Here is a 22953-nt window from a genome sequence, read left to right on the forward strand (position 1 = left end):
GCGAGACGGAACGAAGAGAACGAAGCGAAGCGGCAGGCCGCGCGACCTGCCGCAATACTGCGCCGAGGCGCCACGCCGCGAGCGTGCGCACGGCAAACTGGAGAGTTCCTTGTGATGAGCGTGTTCGGCTGCATCGTGTACAAGCACAATTTGTGGCTTGTTTTTCTCGCGGTGCTGATATGCGGGGCGGGCTCGTGGGTCACCGCGCGTCTCGTGCTGCGCGCGTTCGCGACGCAAGGCATGCAGCGCGTGGGCTGGCAATTCATCGCCGCCGTGGTCGCCGCCGCCGACATCTGGTGTACGCACTTCGTCTCCATGCTCGGCTTCGAGCCCGGCGTGCCGGTCGCGTTCGATCCGGTGCTCACCATCGCGTCGCTGCTGATCGCGCTGGTCGGCGGTTTTCTCGGCTTCGTCGTGGCCATGAGCGGCTTCACGCGCGCCGCGCCCACGCTCGGCGGCGCGATCGTCGGCCTGGCGGTCGCGCTCATGCATTACACCGGCATGCTCGCGTATCGCGTGGAAGGCATCGTCAGTTGGAACCGCGGCTGGCTCGTGACGTCGATTGCGTTTTCCGTCGGCGCGAGCGCGCTTGCGTTTCAGCGCGCCGGCGCGGCGCACGCACGCGCGCGGGACGACGCGGCCGGCGCGCGCCAAGCGACGAATGCCGCCGTGCCGGTCGTCGCGGGCATCCTGGCGTTCGCCATTGCCGCGCTTCACTTCACCGGCATGACCGCGTTCCAGGTCGTGCCGCTCACGATTCCCGGCGACTTCACGAATCCGGCCGCGTTGCAGGCGCTCGCGCTCGCCGTGGCGAGCATGGCGCTCGTGATCGCGGGCGCGGGCTGCGTGAGCTATCTGCTCGACGACAGCGTACGCGCCGAATCGGTCGAACATTTGCGCACGATGGCGATGAGCGACATGCTCACGGGCCTGCCGAACCGCGCGAGCTTCAACGCGCGCATCGACGCCGAAATGGCGCGCAGCGACGACACGCGCCGGCTTGCGTTGATCGGCATCGACCTGAACCGCTTCAAGGAAATCAACGACCTGCACGGCCACCACGCGGGCGACGAAGTGCTGCGCATTCTCGCGCGGCGCCTGCAAGGTCTCGTGCGCGAAGGCGAATTCGTCGCGCGCGTGGGCGGCGACGAATTCGTGGCGATGCAGCGCTTCGCCGCGCGCGACGAACTCGCGGACCTGCTTACGCGGCTCGAAACGGCGCTCTATCGTCCGGTCCGCTACGACGACGCCGAAGTGATCGCGGGCGCGAGCCTCGGCGTCGCGATCTATCCGGACGACGCCACCAGCAAGACCGTGCTCATCAACAATGCCGATCTCGCGATGTATCGCGCGAAGGCCGACCTCACGCATGCGGTGTGTTTCTACGAGCCTGCGATGGACGAGATCGCGCGGGCGCGCCGCTCGCTGACGGCCGATTTGCGCGAGGCGCTCTCACGCGGGCAGTTGAGCGTTTATTACCAGGTGCAGACGTCCATCGCGAGCGGCGACATTTGCGGCTACGAAGCGCTGCTGCGCTGGGAGCATCCGCGCCACGGCTTTATTTCGCCCGCCGAATTCATTCCGCTCGCCGAGGAAAACGGGCTGATTCTCGGCATTGGCGCGTGGGTGCTGCGCGAGGCGTGCCTGCGCGCGGTTTCGTGGCGACCGCCGTACAAGGTGGCCGTGAATCTCTCGCCCGTGCAGTTCGCGCACGCGGACTTGCCCAGGCTCGTGGAATCCACGCTTGCCGAAACGGGCCTCGCGCCCGACCGGCTCGAACTGGAACTGACCGAGTCGACGATCTTCGCCGACCGCGAGCGCTCGCTTGCCGTGCTTCAGCGCATCAAGGCGCTCGGCGTGAACATCGCGCTCGACGATTTCGGCACCGGTTATTCGTCGCTCGACACGCTGCGCTCGTTCCCGTTCGACAAGATCAAGCTCGACCGCTCGTTCGTGAGCGACGCGGAGTCGAACCGCCAGACCACGGCCATCATTCGCGCGGTGCTCGCGCTCGGCAAGAGCCTGGAAATTCCGGTGCTGGCCGAAGGCATCGAAACGAAAGAGCAACTCACGCTGCTCGCCGATGAAGGCTGCGACGAAGTGCAGGGCTTTCTGCTGGGCCGCCCGGCGCCGCTCGATCAAATCGTGGCGAGCGGGCAGTTGAAGATAGCGGGCGAGGCGGCAGGCGCGAGCGCGGGCTGAGCGCGGGCCGAGCGCGGGCCGGGAGGTTTGGCCTCCGCCATGTTGCGCCGGCCGAATCATGCCGCCGCGCGCGTATTGAGCCGTTTCCGCCCGCGCCGGTTCGAGCCAGCCCACGCCACCAGGGCAAACCCCTGCCAATCGTGCTAGCATGCGCGCTTTCGTCCGTCAGAAACCGGTCGCGCGACCGCGGGCTTTATCGAACCCTCGCGACGAACCGGCGCGAAACGCTCGCGAAAACCCAGCGGTTCGCGTCCGCGCCCCAAAATCCCGTTCACGTTTTCCTGCCGGCGCCTTGCTCGACGCGAGGGGAGCGCGACGCGCAGGCGGGCCGCGCCGCTCCCAACGCCTTCGACGCTCGCGCCGTTCGCGCCGTTCGCATCGTTCAGTCAACCAGCCGTCATCCGTACCGTTTCATGGAACTCGCCCACACCGGCGTCAGCCGCACCGCCTTCCTGCGCAGCGAATTGCTCGCGGGCCTCACGTCGTCGTTCGCGCTCGTGCCCGAGTGCATCGCGTTCGCGCTCGTCGCCGGCGTCAATCCGCTCGCGGGGCTCTATGGCGCGTTCTTCATCTGCACGATCACGGCGTTGTTCGGCGGCCGCCCGGGCATGATTTCGGGCGCGGCGGGGTCGATGGCGGTCGTGATCGTCGCGCTCGTCGTGCAGCACGGCGCGCAGTATCTGTTCGCAACCGTCGTGCTGAGCGGCATCGTCATGATGCTGTTCGGCGCGCTGCGGCTCGGCAAGCTCATTCGCATGGTGCCGCATCCGGTCATGCTCGGCTTCGTCAACGGCCTCGCGATCATCATCGCCCGCGCGCAGTTCGAGCACTTCAAGGTGCCGGGCGCGAACGGGCCGCAATGGATGCACGGCGCCGCGCTCATGTTGATGATGGGTCTCGTCGCGCTGACCGTGGCGATCGTGTTCGTGCTGCCGCGTCTCACGAAGGCCGCGCCGCCCGCGCTCGTGGCGATCGTCGGCGTGGGTCTCGTTGCGCAAGGGCTGCACTTGCCGGCGCGCACGCTCGGCGACATGGCGCACATCGCCGGCGGCTTGCCGGCGTTCGCGCTGCCCGCCGTGCCGTTCGATCTCGCGACGCTCAAGATTGTCGCGCCCTATGCCGTGCTGATGGCGGTGGTCGGTCTGCTCGAAACGCTGCTCACGCTCAATCTCACCGACGACGTGACCGCCACGCGCGGCCGTCCCAATCGCGAATGCGTGGCGCTGGGCGCGGCGAACGTGGCTTCGGGCCTGTTCGGCGCGATGGGCGGCTGCGCGATGATCGGCCAGACCGTGATCAATCTCGGCTCGGGCGGCCGCTCGCGCATTTCAGGCGTGACGAGCGGCGTGATGATCCTGCTCTACATCTTGTTTCTCTCGCCGCTGATCGAGCGCATTCCGCTCGCGGCGCTGGTGGGCGTGATGTTCGTCGTGGCGGCGCAAACCTTCGCGTGGGGTTCGCTGCGCGTGCTGCACAAGGTGCCGCGCAACGACGCCGTGGTGATCGTCGCGGTCACGGTCATTACCGTGTGCACGGATCTGGCGACGGCGGTGCTGTGCGGCATCGTCATCGCGTCGCTCAATTTCGCGTGGCAGCACGCGCGCGAATTCCGCTGCGACATACAAGACCGGCACGGTCCGGCCGGCGGCGCGCGCACCTATGTGCCGCGCGGCACACTGTTCTTCGCTTCGGCCGCGCATTTTCAGACGCTGTTCGACCCCGCGAACGATCCCGCCGCCGTGACGATCGACTGCGCGCATTTGCACGTGGCGGACCATTCGGCCATCGCCGCGCTCGAAGCCGTGCAGCAACGTTACGAGCGCGCGGGCAAGCAGGTGGCGTTCGCGCATTTGTCGAAGCGTTGCAGCGCGTTGCTGGCGCGGGCCGATTTCGAAGTGAAGGTGCCGGGCTGAATGGCGGCCGATGCGGTGGGCGATGCGCTCGCCGATGCGATTGCCGATGCAGGATGAACGAAGCGGGCTTGCGGCCCGCTTTTTTTCGTCCGCGCCGTCAGCCGTTGCCTAAAATTCGCTAGTTCGCTAGTTCGCTAGTTCGCTAGTTCGCTAGTTCGCTAGTTCGCTAGTTCGCTAGTTCGCCGAGTTCGTCGCGGCGCGCGCCGAACGCGTGCTCGGCTGTGCCGGCGGCAAAAACGCCCGCGAAAACCGCCCGCGAAAAACGCGCTTGACCTGGAGCGCGCTCGAAGTCTCACCATCTCAACCGTCGATGAAGGAAACGCACATGAAGATTGGCGAACTGGCCGCGCTCACGGGGCTTTCGGCGCACACGATCCGCTATTACGAGCGCATCGGGCTCATTCCCTACGCCGCGCGCGATGCGTCGGGCCAACGCGCCTACGACCGCACGGTGCTCGAATGGATCGGCTTTCTCGGCCGCCTGAAAACGACCGGCATGCCGATCCAGGGCATGCTCCGTTACGCCGGGCTGCGCGCCGCCGGGCGCGCGACCGAGGCCGAGCGTTGCGCGCTGCTCATGGCGCATCGCGACGCCGTGCGCGCGCAGGTCGCCGAACTGCAAACGTGCCTTCTCGCTCTCGACAAAAAAATCGACGGTTATTCCCACATGGAACCAAGGAACGAGCATGCAACAGACGAACCCGCCCACGCCCGCACGCGACGAAAGCCGGCTCGCACGAGGCAAACGCATGTTGTCGGAGATCGACGGTAGCGCGGGAGAACGCGTGATCGACTCGCTGGCCGACATCGCGCCGGACTTCGCGCGGTATCTGCTTGAGTTTCCGTTCGGCGATATCTACGCGCGACCCGGCCTCGACGTGCGCGCGCGCGAAATCGCGACCATCGCGGCGCTCACGGCGATCGGCCATGCGCAACCGCAGCTCAAGGTGCATATCGCGGCTGGCTTGAACGTGGGGCTCACGCGCGATGAGATCGTGGAAATCATCATGCAGATGGCCGTGTACGCCGGTTTTCCGGCTGCGCTCAACGGGCTTTTCGCGGCGCGCGAAGTGTTCGCCCAACACGGCTGAAAAAAGGCAATGCGGGCCCGTTCCGGCAGCCCGCATTTGGTTCGGATAACGAATGAAATAACGGCAGGCGTCAGAAGATCTTCACCGGCAGATTGACCACGAGACGGTATTCCATGTTGCTCGCGTCGGAGTAGTACTTCGAGCCGTGATGCCACATCGCGATGAACGTGACCTTCGTATTCTTGAAGCGCCCGCTTTGCAGCGTATACGAAGGGATGAAACCGAATTCGTGATGCGAGCCGTGTACCGGCTCGCCGTTCTTCCAGTACAGGCCCGAAGCGGGATTCGCGAGCGCACCGGCCGTCGCGTTCGCGCCCCAGCCGAGCGCGTACCAGAGCATCGCGTTCGCGCCCGGCAAGCCCGCGTATTTTCCGTCGAAGCCATAACGCACCTGGAACGATTGCTCGTGCGGCGCGTTGTAATCGACGTCCATCGAATTCACGAGGTAGATGCCGGCCGTTTCGTTCACGTAGTCGAAGAACTGGTCGCCGAGAACCTGCTGATAGCCGAACAGCAGCGAATGCGCGCCATGCTGGGCGGCGAGCGAAAGGCTGTACGCGTTGTTGTCGATATGGCCTTGCTTCGCGTCGCCGGCGTTGTGCGTGGAATAGATATTGGCGAAGCCGGTCCATTTGACCGTGGAGGGATCGCCGAAACTCTGCTGCACGGAGCCGTAATACTGGCGCCAAACGTCGTCGGCTTGATTTGCGAACAGCGCGAGGCTGCCGCTCTTGCTGTAATCCCAACTGCCGCCCAGGTAGCTGAAGCGCTTGAACGCCACGCCGCCATAGGAGGTGGAAAGATCGCTGAGATTGGTGTGGCCGCGATCGTTGACTTTGGTGAAGCTGCCCGCTTGCAGCGTCACGTCGGCGACGTCCTTGCTGACCGCCGAAACGCCAAGGAACGTGGGCGGCAGCGCGCGATTGTCGTGCGGTTCGAAGAACGGATTGTCGGAGACCATCTGCAAGCCGTATTTCACGACCGTATCGGACACGCGCGCCTTCACGTCCCAGATGCCGGGGTAGCCCCATGCGAGCTGGTTCGAGCCGCCGCCGTCCTTGCCCACGTGTACCATGTTGCCCGCGCCCCGGCCGCCGTCGAGCTTGAACGCGCCGTAGAACGAAGCGTCCACGCCCAGGCCCACGAGCCCCTGGGTGTAGCCCGAGGTGTAGTCGAGCATCGCGCCTTGCACCCACGCGTGCCGGTGCGGGCCGCCTTCCATGTCGAGATGGTCGGCGTAATTGCGCAGATTCAGCGCGAGATGGCTGTCGTCGATAAAGCCCTTGCTCTGCGCTTGCGCCGATTGCGCGTGCGCCGGATTGTCGGCTTCCACCGCGCGATTCGCGCCGAGTTCGGGCGAGCCCGCAGCGAGCAATTCGGGCGCGTTGGGCTGGACGAGCGGCTCCACGGCCGGTTCACGTACCTGCGCGTTCTGCACCTGGCCTTGTTGCGCGCTCGCGTTCTGCGCGTTCGCCGTGCGGTGCTTGCGCTTGTGCTTCGCCTTGGCCTTGTGTACGGCAACGCCTGCCGGCACGGCGATTTGAGCCGCGTCGGCGGCCCGCGCGGGTTGCGCGAAGCAAAGCGGCAAGCCGATGGCGAGCGCGGCAACGGCGGTGGCCGGACGTCTTGCGGTGGTGTCTCTTTTCATCGTCTGTCTCTGATTTAGTTGTCGTTCGAGTTCGGCAGTTCATTAGGACTGCCTATCTACCGGAGCGCCGCCTCGCATACGGCGAGGCGAGTGCTTCAGGCAGCGGGAGGATCGTCGGCGATGCGGGGGTGCCAGCACGCCACGATCGAATGAGTCGCGCCGATCTCGGCCGCCGGCGGCAGCGCTTCGGCGCAGCGCTCCGAGGCATTGCGGCAGCGCGTGCGAAACGCGCAGCCGGAAGGCGGTTTGAGCGGCGAGGGAATTTCGCCCTTGAGCAAAGGCGCGTGCCGCTCGCGCGCCCGCGCGGGATCGGGCACCGGCACGGCGTCGAGCAGCGCGCGCGTGTACGGGTGCGCGGGCGTGCCGTACACGGCTTCGCGCGTGCCCAGTTCCATCACGCGGCCGAGGTACATCACCATCACGCGATGACTGAGCGCCTTCACCACGGCAAGATCGTGCGCGACGAACAGCAGCGCAAGCCCAAGCTCGCGTTGCAGGTCGCGCAACAGGTTGACGATCTGCGCCTGAATGGAGACGTCGAGCGCGGAAACCGGTTCGTCGCAGATCACGAGCGCGGGTTCGCCGATTAGCGCGCGCGCGATGCCCACGCGCTGACATTGGCCGCCCGATATTTCATGCGCGCGGCGTTCGACGTGGCGCTCGCTCAAGCCCACGCGTTCGAGCATGGTGAGGACGCGGCGCCGGATTTCCTCGCGGCCCAGGTGCGCCGCGTGCGTGCGCAACGGCTCCGCGACGATCTCGCCGATCGACATGCGCGGGTCCAGCGAAGCGAGCGGGTCCTGAAAGATCATCTGCACGCCGCGCCGCAGTTCGTGAAGGTCGCGGCGCGCGCCGGTCACGGTTTCGTTGCCGCGCCAGCGCACGCTGCCCGCCGCGACGGGCGCAAGGCCGATCAGGGCGCGCGCGAGCGTGGATTTGCCGCAGCCCGATTCGCCGACGAGGCCGAGCGTTTCGCCGCGCCGCACGTCGAACGAAATGCCGTTGACGGCGCGCAGCAGCGACTTCTGCCACGGCCACGCGCCGTTCGCCACGCGAAAATGCACGGCGAGATCGCGCACGGAAAGCAGCGTGTCCGCTTGAGCGGCGGGTTCGCGGATCATGCGCGGGCTCCTGGAATCGGCAAATGGCATGCGCTCAGGCGCACGCCGTCGGGCGCGTCGATCGATTCGAGCGGCGGCGTGTGAATGCGGCAGCGTTCGAACGCCGCGGCGCAGCGCGGCGCGAAGGCACAGCCCGCGTGTTCGGCGCCGCCCGCGCTGCCCGGCACCGGCGGAATGCCGGGAATCGTGCGCAACGGTTCGCCGCCGGGCGCGTCGAGGCGCGGCAGCGCGCCGAGCAGCCCGTTGGTGTACGGATGCAAGGGCTGTTCGAACAAGGCGCGCGCGCTCGCTTTTTCGACGGCGCGGCCCGCGTACATCACCATCACGTCGTCGCAGAGTTCGGCCACCACGCCCATGTCGTGCGTGATCAGCAGAATGGCGGTGCCGCGCTCGCGGTTCATCTCGCGCAGCAGCGCCATGATCTGCGCCTGCACCGTGACGTCGAGCGCCGTGGTGGGCTCGTCGGCAATCAGCACGTCGGGCTCCATCATCAGCGCGGCGGCAATCAGCACGCGTTGGCGCATGCCGCCCGAAAACTCGTGCGGATACATGCCGATACGGCGCGCGGCGTCGGGAATGCGCACGCGCTCCAGCGCCTCGATTGCGCGCTCGCGCGCCGCGCGGCGCGACACCTTGCGATGCAGTTGCAGCGCCTCGGTCATTTGCCGTTCGACCGTGAGGAACGGGTTGAGCGACGTCATCGGGTCCTGGAAGATCATCGCGATGCGGTCGCCGCGAATGCGGTTGAGCGCGCGCGGCTTCATCGCCAGCAGGTTTTCGCCGCGCAGGCGCGCGTGCCCGCCGGCGCGGCCGTTGGACGCGAGCAGCCCGAGCATGCCCATCACCGTTTGACTTTTGCCGGAACCCGATTCGCCGACGATGCCGAGCGTGCCGCCCGCTTCGAGCGAGAAGGAGACGTCGTGTACGACGGTGACGGGCGGTCCGTCGCGGCGTTCGAAACGCACGCTGAGGTTTTCGACTTCGAGCAGCGCCATCTCAACGCTCCCGCGGATCGAAAGCGTCGCGCAGACCGTCGCCGACGAAGTTCACGCAATAGAGCGTCGTGCAAAGCAGCAGCGCGGGGCCGAGCAGCAGCCACGGCATCGCGTCGAGCTTTTGCGCGCCGTCCTGGATCAGCACGCCCCAGCTCGTCATCGGTTCCTGCACGCCCAGGCCGAGAAACGATAGTACGGACTCCGTAAGAATGATCGACGGCACGGTGACGGTCGCATACACGGCGACGATCCCCGCGAGATTCGGCACGATATGGCGCGCGATGATCGCGGCGGGGCGCACGCCGATGGCGCGCGCGGCATCGACGAATTCGCGCGAGCGCAGCGACAACGTTTGCCCGCGCACGACGCGCGCCATGTCGAGCCACGAGAACGCGCTGATCGTGAGCACCACGAGCGAGAACGTGCGGCCGAACAGCGTGACCACGAGAATGGCGATCAGCATGTACGGAATGGCGTACATCATGTCGACGATACGCATGAGCGCCGCGTCCACGCGGCCGCCGAGAAAGCCCGCCGTCGCGCCGTACACGACGCCGACGAGCGCGGATACGAGTGTGCCGAGCAAGCCCACTTCGAGCGAGACGCGGCCGCCCACGAGCGTGCGCGCGAGCAGGTCGCGGCCGAGTTCGTCGGTGCCGAACCAGTGGCTGCCTTGCAGCGTGGGCGCGAGGCTGATGGCGCTCCAGTCGTTGTCGGTGGGCGTGTTGGGCAGCAGCAGCGGGCCGATGAAACAGGCCAGCGCGATGAGCGCGAGCAGCACGACGCTCGCCAGTGCCGCGCGATGGCGCAGGAAACGCGCGAGCGCGGGCGACGCGCGCCGCCGCGACGGCGCGCTGGCCGCGAGAGGAGAAGCATTCATGATGGCGCGGGCGTTCAGTAACGAATGCGCGGATCGAGCCACGCATAGGCGAGGTCGACGAGCAGATTGAAAAGCACGGCGCAGACCGTGGTGAGCACGACGAGCCCGAGCACGAGCGTGTAGTCGCGATTGACGGCGCCGTTCACGACAAGCTGGCCGAGGCCGGGCAGCGCGAACACGGACTCCGTGACCACGGCCGCCGTGATCGACGAAATGCACACCGGTCCGAGCAGCGAAACGACGGGCATGAGCGCGGGGCGCAAGGCGTGGCGCAACACGATCGTGCGGCCGGGCAGGCCTTTCGCGCGCGCGGTGCGGATGAAGTTGCCCGACAGCACTTCGATCAGGCTGCCGCGCATCACGCGCGCGATGGCCGCCGAATTCACGATCACGAGCAGCGCGACGGGCAGCACGCGGTGCCGCCAGTCGCCCTCGCCCCAGCCGCCGGCGGGAAGCCAGCCGTTGCCGTCGGCGGATTTGATCAGGATGGCGAAGCAAAGCACCAGCACCGGGCCGAGCACGAACGGCGGCACGACATTGCCGAGGTTGCCGAGCAGCATCACGCCGTGATCGACGACGCTGTTGCGGCGCACGGCCGCGAGCGTGCCGAGCGCAACGCCCGCGAGCACGGCGAGCGGAATCGAAATCCCGCCGATGCCGAGACTCACCGGCGCGGCCTGCTTCACGAGTTCGTTCACGGTCCAGTCGGCGTAGCGGAACGAGTTGCCGAGATCGCCGTGCAGCAGACCGCCGAGATAGCGCAGATACTGCTGCCACAGCGGCTCGTCGAGGTGATAGCGCGCGTTGAGATTGGCGAGCGTGGCCGCGGAAAGCGGCTTGTCCGTGTCGAACGGGCCGCCGGGCGTGAGATGCAGCAGCAGGAAGCAGGCAGTCACGACGGCGAGCACGGTCGGCACCGCCCAGAGCGCGCGGCGCAAGGTGTAGGCGAACATGGCGGGCGTGCGGTCAGTGCTTGATGATGTACATGTCCAGCGTCGCGCGCTGGTCGAGATAGTTCGTGAGCGCATAACCGCCCACATACGATTTCACGAGGCGCGCGTTCGCATACTGAAACAGCGGCACGAGCGGCGAGTCGGCCTGTGCGAGCGCGAACGCCTGCGTCATGAGCGCCCGGCGCTTGCCGGCGTCGCCTTGCCGGTTCGCTTCGTCGACGAGCGCGTCGGCGCGGGCGTTGCAGTTGCGTTGGTCGTTCTGCGGGCTAGCGCATTTCACGAGGTTGTAGAACGAGGTGGCGTCGTTGTAATCGGCGAACCAGCCGTCGCGCGCGATCTGGTACGCGCCCTCGTGGCGCTGCTTGAGGAGCACCTTGAACTCGAGGTTTTCCAGCTTCACGTTCGCACCGAGCTTGCTGCGCCATTCGCTCGTGGCGAAAAGCGCGACCTTCTTGTGCAGGTCGTTGGTGTTGTAGACGAGCGAGAGCGTGAGCGGCTTCGCATCGGAATAACCGGCTGCCTTGAGCAGCTCGCGCGCTTTCTCCACGCGCTTCGGCATCGGCCATGCGGCCCATTCGGGCTGATAGCGGTCGGCGCCCCGGGTGCCTTCGGTGACGAGCCCGTATGCGGGCCGCTCGCCGCTTTGCGTGATTTTCGACGTAAGCAGATCGCGGTCGATCACCATCGAAAGCGCCGTGCGCACGCGTGCGTCGCGCAGCGCCGGATCGTTGTTGTTGAGCGCGTAGTAGTACGTGCCGATCTGCGTGTTCGCGCGCAGTTCCGGCCCGAACTGCTTCGTGAGCGAAGCGTACTGGCCCGAGGGCACTTCGTAGGTCATGTCGATCTGGCCCGCCTGGAACATGCGCATGGCCGTTTCGTCGTTTTCGATCGGCATCCAGGTCACTCTGGTGATGGGCACGTTGGCCGCGTTCCAGTAGTGCGGATTTTTTTCGAGCACGATGCGGTTGTTCGGTTGCCATTCGACGAGCCGGTACGCGCCGTTGCCGACGAGATTGCCCGGCCGCGTCCATGCCGCGCCCGACTTCGCGATGGCCGCGCGATCGACGGGCGCCATCGACGAATTGAACAGCATCTCGGGGAAGAACGGCACCGGCGCTTCGGTCTTGACTTCGAGCGTCCAGGCGTCCACCGCGCGCACGCCGAGCGCCGCGGGCGGCTGCTTGCCGGCGATCACGGCCTTCGCGTTCTTGACGAATTCGACGGCGACCGTGTAGGGCGAGGCGGTTTTGGGATCGGCGAGGCGCTGCCACGCGTAGACGAAGTCGGCGGCGGTGACGGCGTGGCCGTCGCTCCATTTGGCGTCGCGGCGCAGCTTGAAAACCCAGGTGTCGGGCGCGGTTTGCGTCCACGACACGGCCACGCCGGGAACCACGTTGCCGGCCGCGTCGAGGTGCGTGAGACCTTCGTACAGGTCGATGCCGATGAGATTCGCGCCCGTGCTTTCGATCAGCGCCGGATCGAGCGATTCGACCTCGGCGAGTATCTGGCGCGTGATTTCCTGTTTCGCGGCGAGCGGGGTGCCGGCCGCGACGGTGACGGCGCGTGCGGCCGGGAACTGAGCGAGCGCGAAGGCGGCGAGCGCCGCCGCGACGAACGATGATCGTGTCATGTTGGTCTCCTCGATAATGTCGTTATGCGAAGCGTGAATCGCCTGGAATACCGTGCATTCGCGTGTGCGAGCGCTGCGTTCCTGCGGGAGCTAGAACTAGCCTGGTGGGCAAGCCGGGGGCGATTATTGGAATCGGCGCGAGGCTTGTCAATCCGTGAGCGCCGCGACTAAATTCAGAGTTGTCTTATACCCAATGACGCCGCGCAATCGAATTAAAAATGGACTGACCGGTTAAACCGTTGATATTGAAATCATTATTCACGGTTTGAAAAAGCGGACTACAGCAGTCTTGAAAAAGCGGCGATTCAGACGGCATTGGGCGCGCCTCGCGAATCGAGCAATAGCATTGCTTTTAATCAATGCCGAAGCGCCATGCCTTTAAGGTTGCGAGGAACTTAATGCGCGCGTTGGAACGTCGTGTCGCTGCATAGCGAGCGAAACATAGCGAGCGAAAGAAGAATGGCGAAGTTCGCGACGCGGGAGATGCGAACCTCGCCCGGAAGGCGGTCGAGTCGATTACCGCGCCGGCGTTTTGGCGCGATAGGGCGCGGGGCGCACGGCGTCGCCCTGGTAGAACGAAGCGAAGCGTTCGAGTTGCCGCCGCGCGTGGTCGATGTCCGCGCCGTCGGCCAGCACCGCGCTCGAAAAGCCCACGCGCTCCATTTGCTGCAACTGGTCGACGAGCACTTCGCCCGTCGCGCGCAGGTCGCCCGCGAAGCCCAGGCGCCGCCGTATGAGCCACGCCTGGCTGTATGCGCGGCCGTCGGTGAAGGCGGGGAAGTGGAGTTCGACGCGCGCGGCCACGGCGATTTCGGCGGCGTGGGCGAGCGGATCGGCGTCGTTGGACAAGGCGACGACGCGTGCGGCGTCGGCGCCGCTTTCCGCAGCATGGGCGGCGGCATGGGCGGCGGCCGTGACGAGCAGGAGACGGGCGGCGCTCATGTGGTTTGCTCCGCGCGGGCGGCTTGCTCCGCGTGGGCGCGCACCGCGTCGGCGGCGGCCTTGAACGGCTCCAGGCCCACGCGGCGCACCGTTTCGACGAAGGTTTCGCGCCTGTCGCAAGATCCTTCGCCAGCCCCTTCGCCGCACGGCTCGCGCAGCGCGAGATAGCACGTGAGCACGGCGTCCACGGCGTCGGTCACTTCGTGCGCCGCGAACGACGGCCCGATCACCTTGCCGGGCCGCGCCTCGCCGCCGCGCGCGGAGCCGTCCGCGCCGCCGAGCGTGATCTGATACCACTCGGCGCCGTCCTTGTCGACGCCCAGAATGCCGATATGCCCGCTGTGATGATGGCCGCACGAGTTGATGCAACCGCTGATATGCAGATCGATCTCGCCGATGTCGTCGAGTTCGTCGAGGTCCTGGTAGCGCTCGGCGATGCTTTCGGCAATGGGCAGCGAGCGCGCGTTGGCGAGCGCGCAGAAGTCGCCGCCGGGGCACGCGATCATGTCGGTGAGCAGGTGGACGTTCGCGCTCGCGAGTTGCAGCGCGCAAGCCGCTTGCCAGAGCGGCAGCAGGTCGTTCACGTGAACCCACGGCAGCACGACGTTTTGCGTGTGCGAGACGCGCGCCTCGCCCGCCGAAAACCGCTCCGCGAGATCGGCCACGCGTTCGAGCTGTTCCGCCGAGGCGTCGCCGGGCGCCTGGAGCAGGCGCTTGAACGAGAGCGTGACGATACGCATCGACGCATGCCGGTGGGCCGCGACGTTGCGTTCGAGCCAGCGGCGCAGCAGCGGTTGCGCGTGCGCGGCCGCTTCGAGTTCGCGCGCGGCGGCGGGCGCGATCGCGCGCTCCACGGCGGCCGCGTCGGGCACCATGAAGTGCGCGCTCACGCGTTCTAGTTCGGCGTGCGGAATGGTGTGCGGGCCGCCGTCGATATCGACGATCTGGCGGAATTCTTCCTCCACTTCGTCGACGAAGCGCTGGCCCTCGGCCTTCACGAGAATCTTGATGCGCGCCTTGTACTTGTTGTCGCGGCGGCCGAACTGGTTGTACACGCGCACCACGGCTTCGATGTAGTTCATGATCTGCTGCCACGGCAAGAATTCGCGCAGCACGACGGCCGTCATCGGCGTGCGCCCCATGCCGCCGCCCACGGCCACGCGAAAGCCCAGTTCGCCATGCGCATCGCGCACGAGACGCAGGCCCACGTCGTGCCAGCCGGTGGCTGCGCGATCCTCGGCCGCGCCCGTGATCGCGATCTTGAACTTGCGCGGCAGGAACGCGAATTCGGGATGCAGCGTGGTCCACTGCCGCATGATTTCGGCGAACGGGCGCGGGTCGGCGATTTCGTCGGGCGCGACGCCCGCGCGCTCGTCGCAGGAAATATTGCGGATGCAGTTGCCGCTCGTCTGAATGCCGTGCATATCGACGCTCGCGAGCAGGTCCATCACGTCCGCGGCCTTCGCGAGCGGAATCCAGTTGAACTGCACGTTGGTGCGCGTCGTGAAGTGCGCATGATGCGTGGGCAGGCGCGTGGTGCCGAGCGCGCGCTGCGCCGCGAGCGCCCGGGCGTAGACGTCGGTTTCCGGCGCGTCGTAGTCGCGCGCGACGCGGGCCAGCACGCGCAGTTGCGCGCTGGAGAGTTCGCCGTAGGGCACGGCCACGCGCAGCATGGGCGCGTGGCGCTGCACGTACCAGCCGTTTTGCAGCCGCAGCGGGCGGAACGCTTCTTCGCTGAGCTTGCCGCTTTGCCAGCGTTCGAGCTGATCGCGAAACTGCGCCGCGCGGCTCGCGACGAAGGCCTTGTCGAATTCGTTGTAGCGATACATAAAACGGCGGCAAGCACGCCATGCTGGGAGGAAGCGTTGACGTTATCGCGCCGCCGCACGCCTCTCAAGCAGCAGATGCCGCCGAAAAAAGCGCAGCAGATGCGCGTGGCCCGCCTAGTCGCGCGCGCGCACTTCGGGATGCGCGAGCAGTTCGGCCAGCGTGCGAATGGCGTCGTCGATGCGCGCGGACCACGGATGGCCGTAGTTCAGGCGGATGCAGTTCTCGAAGCCGTGCGTCGCCGAAAAGAGCGGCCCCGGCGCCACGCTGATGCCGCGTTCGATCGCGAGCCGGTGCAGCGCCATGGCGTCGATGCGCGCGGGGAACGTGAGCCAGAGAAAATAGCCGCCTTGCGGGTTCGTATGGCGCGTGCCTTCGGGCAGCCAGCGGGCGATGGCGCCAAGCATGGCGTCGCGCTGCGCCTGCATCGCGAGGCGAATCTTCTTTAGATGCCGCTCGTAGCCGCCGTGCTCCAGATAATCGGCGATGCCCGCCTGCACGGGAATGCTCGCCGAAAGCGTGGTCATGAGCTTCAGGCGCTGCACGCGCGCGGCGAAGCGGCCCGCGCTCGCCCAGCCCACGCGATACCCAGGCGCGAGCGTCTTCGAAAACGAGCCGCAGTGCATGACGAGGCCGTGGCGGTCGAACGCGAGCGCGGGCGGCGAATAGTTGGGCGCGTAGTGCAATTCGCCGTACACGTCGTCCTCGATGAGCGGCACGTCGTGGCGCGCGAGCAGTTCGACGAGCGCCTGCTTTTTCGCGGCGCAAAGCGTCACGCCCGTGGGATTCTGGAAGTTGGTCATGAACCAGCACGCGCGGATCGGGTGGCGCTCGAGCGCATGCGCGAGCGCGTCGAGGTCGAGCCCGCTCGCGCCATCGACGGGAATTTCGACGGCGCGCAGGCCGAGCCGCTCGATGGCCTGCAAGGCCGCGTAGAAGCCCGGCGACTCCACGGCCACCACGTCGCCCGGCTGCGTGACGGCCATGAGGCACAGGTTGAGCGCTTCGAGCGCGCCATTGGTCACGACGATTTCCTCGGCGGGTTGCGAGATGCCCATGCGCATGTAACGCAGCGCGATCTGGCGGCGCAGGCTTTCGTTGCCGGGCGGCAGATCGACCACCGTGCTCCATGGGCTCACGCTGCGCGCGGCCTGCCCGAGCGACTTCGCGAGCCGCGCCATGGGAAACAGCAGCGGCGAGGGAAACGCGGAACCGAGCGGCACGATGCCGGGCCGCTTGGCCGCGTCGAGCACCGAAAACACGAGCTCGCTGATGTCGACGATGGCCGTTTCGCTCGCGTTTGCCGAATCGCCGTGCGCGGCTTTCGCGAGCGGCGCGACGAAGTAGCCGGAGCGCTCCTCGGCGCGCACGAGCCCCCATTGTTCGAGCAGATAGTAGGCGCGCGCGGCCGTGGACTGGCTCACGCCGTGCTGCGCGATGATCTGCCGTAGCGACGGCATGCGCGAGCCCGGCTTCAGGTTGCCGGAGCGGATTTCAGCGGCCATGCCTTGGGCGAGGCGTTCGTAGCGTGTCATGCGGGGTCGTTCTCGTCGATGAAGGACTGCTGCGCTGATTTTGTCGCCGACTGCTGCTGTACGGCCGCGGCGCGCCCCCGCATGATAGCGGTCAGCGCGCATCGCAGTTCGGGTCTGTACCCCCGGATGCGCCGGGATAACTGCGCGAGTGCCCGGCTTCATCACCTAAACCCGCAGAGCTTGCGGCTCTTTTTTGCCTGTAGCGCGGCAAGCATTTGGCCCCGGCACGCAAGTGCCGGGGCATTTCTCGTTGCGGGTTCGCGAGCGGCGTATCGGCGTATCGGCGTTTGCCGTGGCTCGTTGTTGCGTTCTTGCTGCCTCGTTGCTGCCTCGTCGTTGCGTTGTTGCCGCCTTGTCGTTGCATGCGCCGCTGCGTCGGTCGAATCGTCGGCAACTGCTGCTTTTCACGTGCGCGCCAAAAGCCGACCATGCACACAGGTCATCACGAATGGAGAACGGCATGGAACTCGTGCGCATGATACGCATCGTCTTGTGGAGCTTCTTCGGCGTGCGCCGGCGCGCGGCCCACGAAGCGGACTTCGCCAACGTCAACTTCACGCTGCTGCCGTTCGTGGCGCTGGCGTTGGCCGCGCTGATCGGCGGCGGCATTCTCGGCATCGTGCTGCTCGTCGCTCACGCCACGGGCACGGCGCAGGGTTTCTGAGCGCCGGGCCGCAAGCTTTCCCTCGCGCGTTCGCCTCGCTCCGCCTGCACACCCCGCCGCCCGGCGATGGTGCGCCGCCACGCTGCGCTGCACCACGACCTGTCACGCCAGGCACACGAATGGTGGCGCCCTTTGCGCCTCGCCGCGTCCTTCCGCTCCCTTCCAGAATACCGCGCCTCGCCGCGAACTCCCCGCACAGCGGGCGCTTGCGCCGCGCTCGCCGACTGCGTTAAAGCCCATTGGCATGGCTATTGCTTTGTAAGCCCCGAAGCCAATGGCGGCTTCAACGATTTTGCGCTTACCGTTCGGCGCACAGGCGAACGGGGCATTTTCGATCGAGCTTGATCGAGCGGGGCAACGGCGTCCCGAAGCGATACCCGAAGAGACGAGGCGTCTCGCGGGTGCGCTTCGGGACGCTTTTTTTTTGTCTTCGCCGCGATCGGGCACACGCAGGACGACACGTCAAAACGGTTTGCACGACTAAACGATGGACAAGCGGGATACGACACCGGGCGTCACCGGCGAGATCGTCGGCGAGCTGATCAATCTGGCCGGGCGCCAGCGCATGCTCTCGCAACGCATCGTGCTGCATGCGCTGCTGGGCTCGCGCGGCGACGCGGCGGCGCTGGCCGTCGCGCGGGATTGCCTCGCGGCCTTTGCCGCCTCGCACGCGAAACTCGCGCAAGGCGATGCGCACTTTCCCGGCGCGTTCTCGCCGGCGCTGCGCGAGTTGTACTTCGGCGCGCGCAAGGCCGACGCGCGCATTCGCGCGTTCGTGACGATGGCGGCGCAGGCGTGCGATGCGCTCGAACGCAAGCTGGCGGGCGGTGCGCGTCGCGCGCAGGAAGCCGATGAAGCGGGCGAAGCCGCGGTGGCGAATCTCACCGCCGAAGCGACGCCGCTGCTCGATCTGCTGCAAGCGATCACGCAGGCGTATCAGGACGAAATGCGCGGCGTCGAAGCCGCGACGGCGAGGCGCCACGCGGGCATTGTCGACGAACTCGCGTCCATTTCGATGCGCGCCAACATCGTGGCGCTCAACGCGCGCGTGGCGGCGGCGCGCGCGGGACAGTACGGCCGCGAATTCGCGGTCATCACGGCGGAACTCGCGCACGTGATCCGCGAAATGGACGCGCTCGTGCAAAGCGTGGTCGGCAAGCGCGAGACGAGCCCAGGCGCGGCGAACACGTCGGCAGCCGCATCGGCATCCAGGGCGAGCGGCGCCGCGCCATCGACATCGCCAACATCGACATCGACATCGCCCTCGACATCGCCCTCGACATCGACATCGCCGGCCTCCATCGGCGCACGGATTCAACGGATGCCTGCCCGCGTTGCGGGCTGAGATCCACTACTGGGGAGAGAACCTCGTGAAAGACCTCGCAACTTCGCTCAAGAGCGGCAACTGGCGCGCGCTGATCGCGTGCTTCCTCTACTTCGACACCGGCTTCACGGTGTGGGTGATGTTCGGGCCGCTCGCGCCGTTCATCCAGAAGGACATTGCGATGACGCCGGCCGAACTCGGCCTGCTCGTCGCCGTGCCCGTGCTGGGCGCCGCGATCCTGCGCGTGACGCTCGGCAATCTCTATCAGGCTTGCGACGGCCGGCGCGCCGCGCTGCTCGGCATCGCGCTTTCGGCGATTCCGTCGGTCGTGCTGCTGCTCATCCCGGGCGCGCCGTCGTACACGCTGCTGCTCGTGCTGGGCGTGCTGCTCGGCGTGGGCGGCGCGAGCTTCGCGGTGGCGCTGCCGATGGCGGGCAGCAACTATCCGCCGAAGGTGCAAGGCCTCGTGCTCGGTCTCGCGGCCGCGGGCAATATCGGCGCGGTGCTCGACGGCTTCCTGTTCCCCGGTATCGCCAGCAGCCACGGCTGGGCGCACGCGACGGGCGCGGCGCTGCCGCTGCTCGCGCTCGCCGCCACGGCCGTGGTGTTCTGGGCGCGCGATCTGAGCCCGAAGTCGGGCAGCGCGCCGCAGGCGTTCCGCGCGTTCGCGATCACGCTCGTGGGTCTCATCGTGCTCGTGCTGGCGGTGCATGCCGGCCTGTTCGGCGCGGGCAAGACGGGCGTGCTGCTGCTGCCGCTGCTGGGCGCGCTGCTTGCCATCGCCGTGCTGCCGCGCCACTACCGCAGCGTGCTCGCGGAAGGCGATACGTGGGTCGTGATGCTCGTCTACAGCATCACGTTCGGCGGCTTCGTCGGCATGTCCTCGTATATCTCGACGCTGCTGATCTCGCTCTATCAAGTGCCGAAGCTCGAAGCGGGCGTGGTGATGTCGCTGCTCGCGCTCACGGGTGCGATGGTGCGCCCGGTCGGCGGCCTGGTCGCCGACCGCATCTCGGGCGTGCGCGCGCTCGTGCTGCTGCTCGCGGCCATCTCGCTGTGCGACTTCGCATTCGCGTTCTGGATGCCGCCGTTCGCCGCCGGCATCGCGCTGCTCGCGCTCACCTACGTGTGCTTCGGTCTCGGCAACGGCGCGACGTTTCAGCTCGTGCCGCGCCGCTGGCAAGGCCGCACCGGTCTCATGTCGGGCATCATCGGCGCGGCGGGCGGCATCGGCGGCTTCTATCTGCCGGTCATCATGGGCATCGCGAAGGAAAGCACGGGCAGCTATCAAATGGGCTTCGCCACTTTCGGCGTGATTGCCGCCGTGGCGTTCGGCCTCGTGGTGCTGCATCGCGCGCGTTGGCTCGAATGGGCGCTGCCGCAGGAAGCCGCGCTTGCGCCGGCCGTGGTGCATGCCTCGCAGGCGAGCGTCGGCAATTGAGGCAAGCGGGGCAGGCGCAGCCGCCCACGCTCGCAAACGTCACGGTTCGCGTGCCGGCACGAGTTCGGGTTGCGCCGCGCCGCACTCGCCGTGATCGACGAGCGCGGCGTCCTTCTCGCGCAGGATGTAGCCGAGGCCGCGCAGCGTGAGGATCTGCGCGCTCGAATGCGCGAGATGCTTGCGCAGCCGGTGAATATAGATGTCGATGGCGTCGCGGCTCGGTTCGTCGTCGAGACTAAAAACGTTTTCCATCAATGCGTGCTTCGACACCGTGCGGCCTTGATGCAGCATAAGCGCCTCGAGTATCGAGTGCTCGCGGCGGCGCAGGTTCAGCGGCGTTTCGTTGCGGCGGAATTGCCGCGTGTCCGAGCGATAGTGCAGGTCGCCGCAACTCAGGCACGCGGCTTTGTCGGCGCCTTGACGGCGGATCAGCGCTTTCACGCGCGCCAGCAGTTCGCGCGTGTCGAACGGCTTGACGAGGTAGTCGTCGGCGCCCGCGTCGAAGCAATCCACCTTGTCCTCGATCGAGCCGCGCGCGGTGAGCATCATCACCGCCGCGTTGTCGCCGCGACGGCGCAGCCGCAGCAGCACGCTCTTGCCGCTCATGCCCGGCAAATTCATTTCGAGCAGCACGAGATCGTAACGTTGAAGCTTGAGCAGCGAGTCGGCGGATTCGCCGTCGCCCACGCTATCCACGGTGTAGCGTTGCGCACGCAGCAATTCGATGAACCAGCGAGCGTATTGGGGATTTTCTTCGATGAGCAGGAGCTTCATGTTTTTTTTCCTTGTCGGCCTCGGTCCGGCTCTGCACGTCATCGCGGCGAGGCGCCGGCCATGCTGTCATGCATGACGCGGCGCAAGGCGGGAGAGATGAACGGCGCGAGCTGTCTCCTCGACGTACGGCTCGCGGCGCAGCGCTGCAAGCCATATTCCTTGAATGAATTTTAGCTACGCGAATCCTTCCTTACGCTTTCACGACCCCGGGCGTAGCATCGGGGATTTCCATAGGCATTGTAGGAATCGTGTAGGAAGGCAGGTGAAATTATTAGTACTCCGTGGGATATGCGGAAGTGGCAGCCGGACGCGGCCCTGCAAACGCGTGCGAGGGCGGAAGGATAGCGTTCGTTTAGCGCGACGCCTCGTGTCGAGCGTTTATGCGGCTGAATGCCTCAGGCGCGGCGGCGTATCGGCGCAAGGTCGATGTCGCTGTCAGTGTGGCTGTCAGTGTCGATGTCGATGTTGGTGTCGATGTCGGTGTCGATGAGCGCGTGAGGGACGTTCAACGGAGAGTGAGAATCGTTCAGGTTCGGCAAGCGAGGCGTTGTGCCGAAAGCCGCCGCTTCGCCGACCGCATCGCCGACCAGGATGATGGCGGGACTACCCAGTTCCGCCGCGCGCGCGAGCATGGCGATGGTGCCGAGCGTGCCTGTCACGCGCCGCTCGTTCGCGCTGCCCGCCCATTGCACGACCGCTGCGGGCGTGGTGCGCGAAAGCGCTTCGGCGAGCGTGGCGCAAAGCGTGTCGATGCGGCTCATGCCCATGTAGATCGCGAGCGTCATGCCCGTGGCGGCGAGCGCGCGCCAGTCGGGCTCGCTGTGGTCGCGCAGGTGCGCGGTGACGAACGTCACGCCCTGGCAATGATCGCGATGTGTGAGCGACATGCCGAGCCCCGCCGCCGCCGCGAACGCGGAGGAAATTCCGTTGACGATTTCAATCGTCACGCCCGCGCGCCGCAATGCCGCGAGTTCTTCGCCCGCGCGGCCGAACAGCAGCGCGTCGCCGCCTTTCACGCGCACCACGTGCAGGCCGCGCCGCGCGTAGCGCTGCATCAGGCGTTCGATGAAGGCTTGCGGCGTGGAGCGGCAGCCGCCGCGCTTGCCCACGCGAATCACGCGCGCTTGCGGCGCGAGCGTGACGATCTCGGGATTCACGAGATCGTCGAGCAGCACCACGTCGGCGCTGGCCAGGACCTTGGCCGCGCGCAGCGTGAGCAGATCGAGATCGCCTGGACCCGCGCTCACCAACGTGACCTTGCCCGCGCCTATATCCGCGTTGTTGCGCGCGCATGTTTTCGCGTTGTCGTTCGCACTTTTATCCGCTGCGCTGCTCGTCTCTTTGCCCGACTCGTCGCCCATCTCATTGCCCGTCTCATTGCCCGTCTCATTGCCCGTATTCATCGCGTGTTTCCCTTACGTCGCGTTTCGTTGCCCGAAAAAAAAGCGTCCGCTCGCCTTGCCGACGAGGGGACGCCTTTGTCCGGTCATGCCTTTGCTGCGTGCTTCGCTGCTTCGTTCGCGTTGCTTGCCCGGCATCGTTGCCGGACCCGCGAGATGCTTACGTCGATGCAAATTCCAGACCAGCGCACGCGCGCGGCGCCCAGCTTTATTCACCGACGATGCGCGCAACGCGCGGCCCCGAAAGCGCACATCGGCTGTGCCGCGAGGCACCAAACTTGTGCCCGTCCGCATCACGATGCGCTTTCGCCGATGCGCCGCGCGATCGCACGTCAATCGCGCGCACGCGCCGCAACCCACGGCCGCACGCGGGCTGCCGCTGGCGATTCAGCGGCTTCACGCGGATTGGCACAGTGCTTGCATTGACGTTGGCAGCAGGTGCCGCGCGAATCAATGGCGATTCGGCTGCGAACGAAGCAGCGCACCAACGCACACGGTTTATTTCATTCAGGGCAATGGCGTCCCCCGAATCCGGCTTTCGCACAAGCTGGAATCGCGGGACGCTTTTTTATTTGCGGGGCTCACGATGCAAGCAACGAACGAAACGAACGAT

At 66.7% G+C, this 22953-nt stretch carries 17 protein-coding genes and 1 pseudogene; 7 read left to right on the forward strand and 11 right to left on the reverse strand.

What is annotated here, in order from left to right; genetic code table 11:
• Positions 1 to 114 precede the first annotated feature (114 nt).
• From U5805_RS22780 to U5805_RS22795, 4 genes are all read left to right on the forward strand, one after another.
• Complete coding sequence (locus tag U5805_RS22780) at positions 115 to 2202, forward strand: putative bifunctional diguanylate cyclase/phosphodiesterase (RefSeq protein ID WP_322105766.1); 2088 nt, start codon at positions 115 to 117, stop codon at positions 2200 to 2202.
• 413 nt (positions 2203 to 2615) lie between these two features.
• On the forward strand, positions 2616 to 4115 hold the full coding sequence (locus tag U5805_RS22785) for a SulP family inorganic anion transporter (RefSeq protein WP_322105767.1): 1500 nt from the start codon (positions 2616 to 2618) through the stop codon (positions 4113 to 4115).
• A 325-nt stretch (positions 4116 to 4440) separates the two neighbouring features.
• The gene (locus tag U5805_RS22790) at positions 4441 to 4887 is read left to right on the forward strand and encodes a MerR family transcriptional regulator (RefSeq protein ID WP_322105768.1); all 447 of its coding nucleotides are present in this window, start codon (positions 4441 to 4443) and stop codon (positions 4885 to 4887) included.
• Positions 4865 to 5206: a carboxymuconolactone decarboxylase family protein gene (locus U5805_RS22795; protein WP_322105769.1), complete on the forward strand. Its 342-nt coding sequence runs from the start codon at positions 4865 to 4867 to the stop codon at positions 5204 to 5206. Before U5805_RS22790 ends, U5805_RS22795 begins: the two co-directional genes overlap by 23 nt.
• A 70-nt stretch (positions 5207 to 5276) precedes the next feature.
• On the opposite strand, the gene U5805_RS22800 is transcribed toward U5805_RS22795, so the two are convergent.
• The 9 genes from U5805_RS22800 to U5805_RS22840 all read right to left on the reverse strand — a co-directional run bounded on the left by U5805_RS22800 (position 5277) and on the right by U5805_RS22840 (position 16737).
• The gene (locus U5805_RS22800) at positions 5277 to 6854 is read right to left on the reverse strand and encodes an OprD family outer membrane porin (protein WP_322105770.1); all 1578 of its coding nucleotides are present in this window, start codon (positions 6852 to 6854) and stop codon (positions 5277 to 5279) included.
• A gap of 95 nt (positions 6855 to 6949) precedes the next feature.
• Positions 6950 to 7975 (reverse strand): oligopeptide/dipeptide ABC transporter ATP-binding protein, encoded by a 1026-nt coding sequence (locus U5805_RS22805; RefSeq protein ID WP_322105771.1) that lies wholly within the window; start codon positions 7973 to 7975, stop codon positions 6950 to 6952.
• Positions 7972 to 8970, reverse strand: a complete 999-nt coding sequence (locus U5805_RS22810) for an ABC transporter ATP-binding protein (protein ID WP_322105772.1) — start codon at positions 8968 to 8970, stop codon at positions 7972 to 7974. The genes U5805_RS22805 and U5805_RS22810 overlap by 4 nt, the downstream gene beginning before the upstream one ends.
• Position 8971: 1 nt before the next feature.
• A complete protein-coding gene (locus U5805_RS22815; protein WP_322105773.1) occupies positions 8972 to 9850 on the reverse strand; it encodes an ABC transporter permease in 879 nt (292 codons plus the stop codon).
• Positions 9851 to 9864: 14 nt separating this feature from the next.
• Positions 9865 to 10803: an ABC transporter permease subunit gene (locus U5805_RS22820; RefSeq protein ID WP_322105774.1), complete on the reverse strand. Its 939-nt coding sequence runs from the start codon at positions 10801 to 10803 to the stop codon at positions 9865 to 9867.
• A gap of 13 nt (positions 10804 to 10816) precedes the next feature.
• Positions 10817 to 12433, reverse strand: a complete 1617-nt coding sequence (locus U5805_RS22825) for a peptide ABC transporter substrate-binding protein (protein WP_322105775.1) — start codon at positions 12431 to 12433, stop codon at positions 10817 to 10819.
• Between the two features lie 516 nt (positions 12434 to 12949).
• Positions 12950 to 13375, reverse strand: coding sequence for a DUF934 domain-containing protein (locus U5805_RS22830; RefSeq protein WP_322105776.1), 426 nt, complete (start codon positions 13373 to 13375; stop codon positions 12950 to 12952).
• A complete protein-coding gene (locus tag U5805_RS22835; RefSeq protein ID WP_322105777.1) occupies positions 13372 to 15204 on the reverse strand; it encodes a nitrite/sulfite reductase in 1833 nt (610 codons plus the stop codon). The genes U5805_RS22830 and U5805_RS22835 overlap by 4 nt, the downstream gene beginning before the upstream one ends.
• A gap of 114 nt (positions 15205 to 15318) precedes the next feature.
• Complete coding sequence (locus tag U5805_RS22840) at positions 15319 to 16737, reverse strand: PLP-dependent aminotransferase family protein (RefSeq protein ID WP_322105778.1); 1419 nt, start codon at positions 16735 to 16737, stop codon at positions 15319 to 15321.
• 460 nt (positions 16738 to 17197) lie between these two features.
• Here U5805_RS22840 and U5805_RS22845 point away from each other — a divergent pair, with 460 nt between their 5' ends.
• The 3 genes from U5805_RS22845 to U5805_RS22855 all read left to right on the forward strand — a co-directional run bounded on the left by U5805_RS22845 (position 17198) and on the right by U5805_RS22855 (position 20166).
• Positions 17198 to 17401: a DUF2970 domain-containing protein gene (locus U5805_RS22845; RefSeq protein WP_322105779.1), complete on the forward strand. Its 204-nt coding sequence runs from the start codon at positions 17198 to 17200 to the stop codon at positions 17399 to 17401.
• 487 nt (positions 17402 to 17888) lie between these two features.
• Positions 17889 to 18746: a type IV pili methyl-accepting chemotaxis transducer N-terminal domain-containing protein gene (locus U5805_RS22850; RefSeq protein ID WP_322105780.1), complete on the forward strand. Its 858-nt coding sequence runs from the start codon at positions 17889 to 17891 to the stop codon at positions 18744 to 18746.
• 25 nt (positions 18747 to 18771) lie between these two features.
• On the forward strand, positions 18772 to 20166 hold the full coding sequence (locus U5805_RS22855) for an MFS transporter (protein WP_322105781.1): 1395 nt from the start codon (positions 18772 to 18774) through the stop codon (positions 20164 to 20166).
• Between the two features lie 102 nt (positions 20167 to 20268).
• Here U5805_RS22855 and U5805_RS22860 read toward each other — a convergent pair.
• Together U5805_RS22860 and cobA are read right to left on the reverse strand one after the other, a co-directional pair.
• A pseudogene (locus tag U5805_RS22860) lies at positions 20269 to 20940 on the reverse strand (response regulator); the annotation flags it as partial.
• 395 nt (positions 20941 to 21335) lie between these two features.
• Positions 21336 to 22343, reverse strand: a complete 1008-nt coding sequence (cobA, locus tag U5805_RS22865; RefSeq protein WP_322105783.1) for a uroporphyrinogen-III C-methyltransferase — start codon at positions 22341 to 22343, stop codon at positions 21336 to 21338.
• Between the last annotated feature and the right edge of the window lie 610 nt (positions 22344 to 22953).

It is taken from the genome of Paraburkholderia sp. J41, assembly GCF_905220235.1.
In the GTDB taxonomy this organism is placed as follows: domain Bacteria; phylum Pseudomonadota; class Gammaproteobacteria; order Burkholderiales; family Burkholderiaceae; genus Paraburkholderia.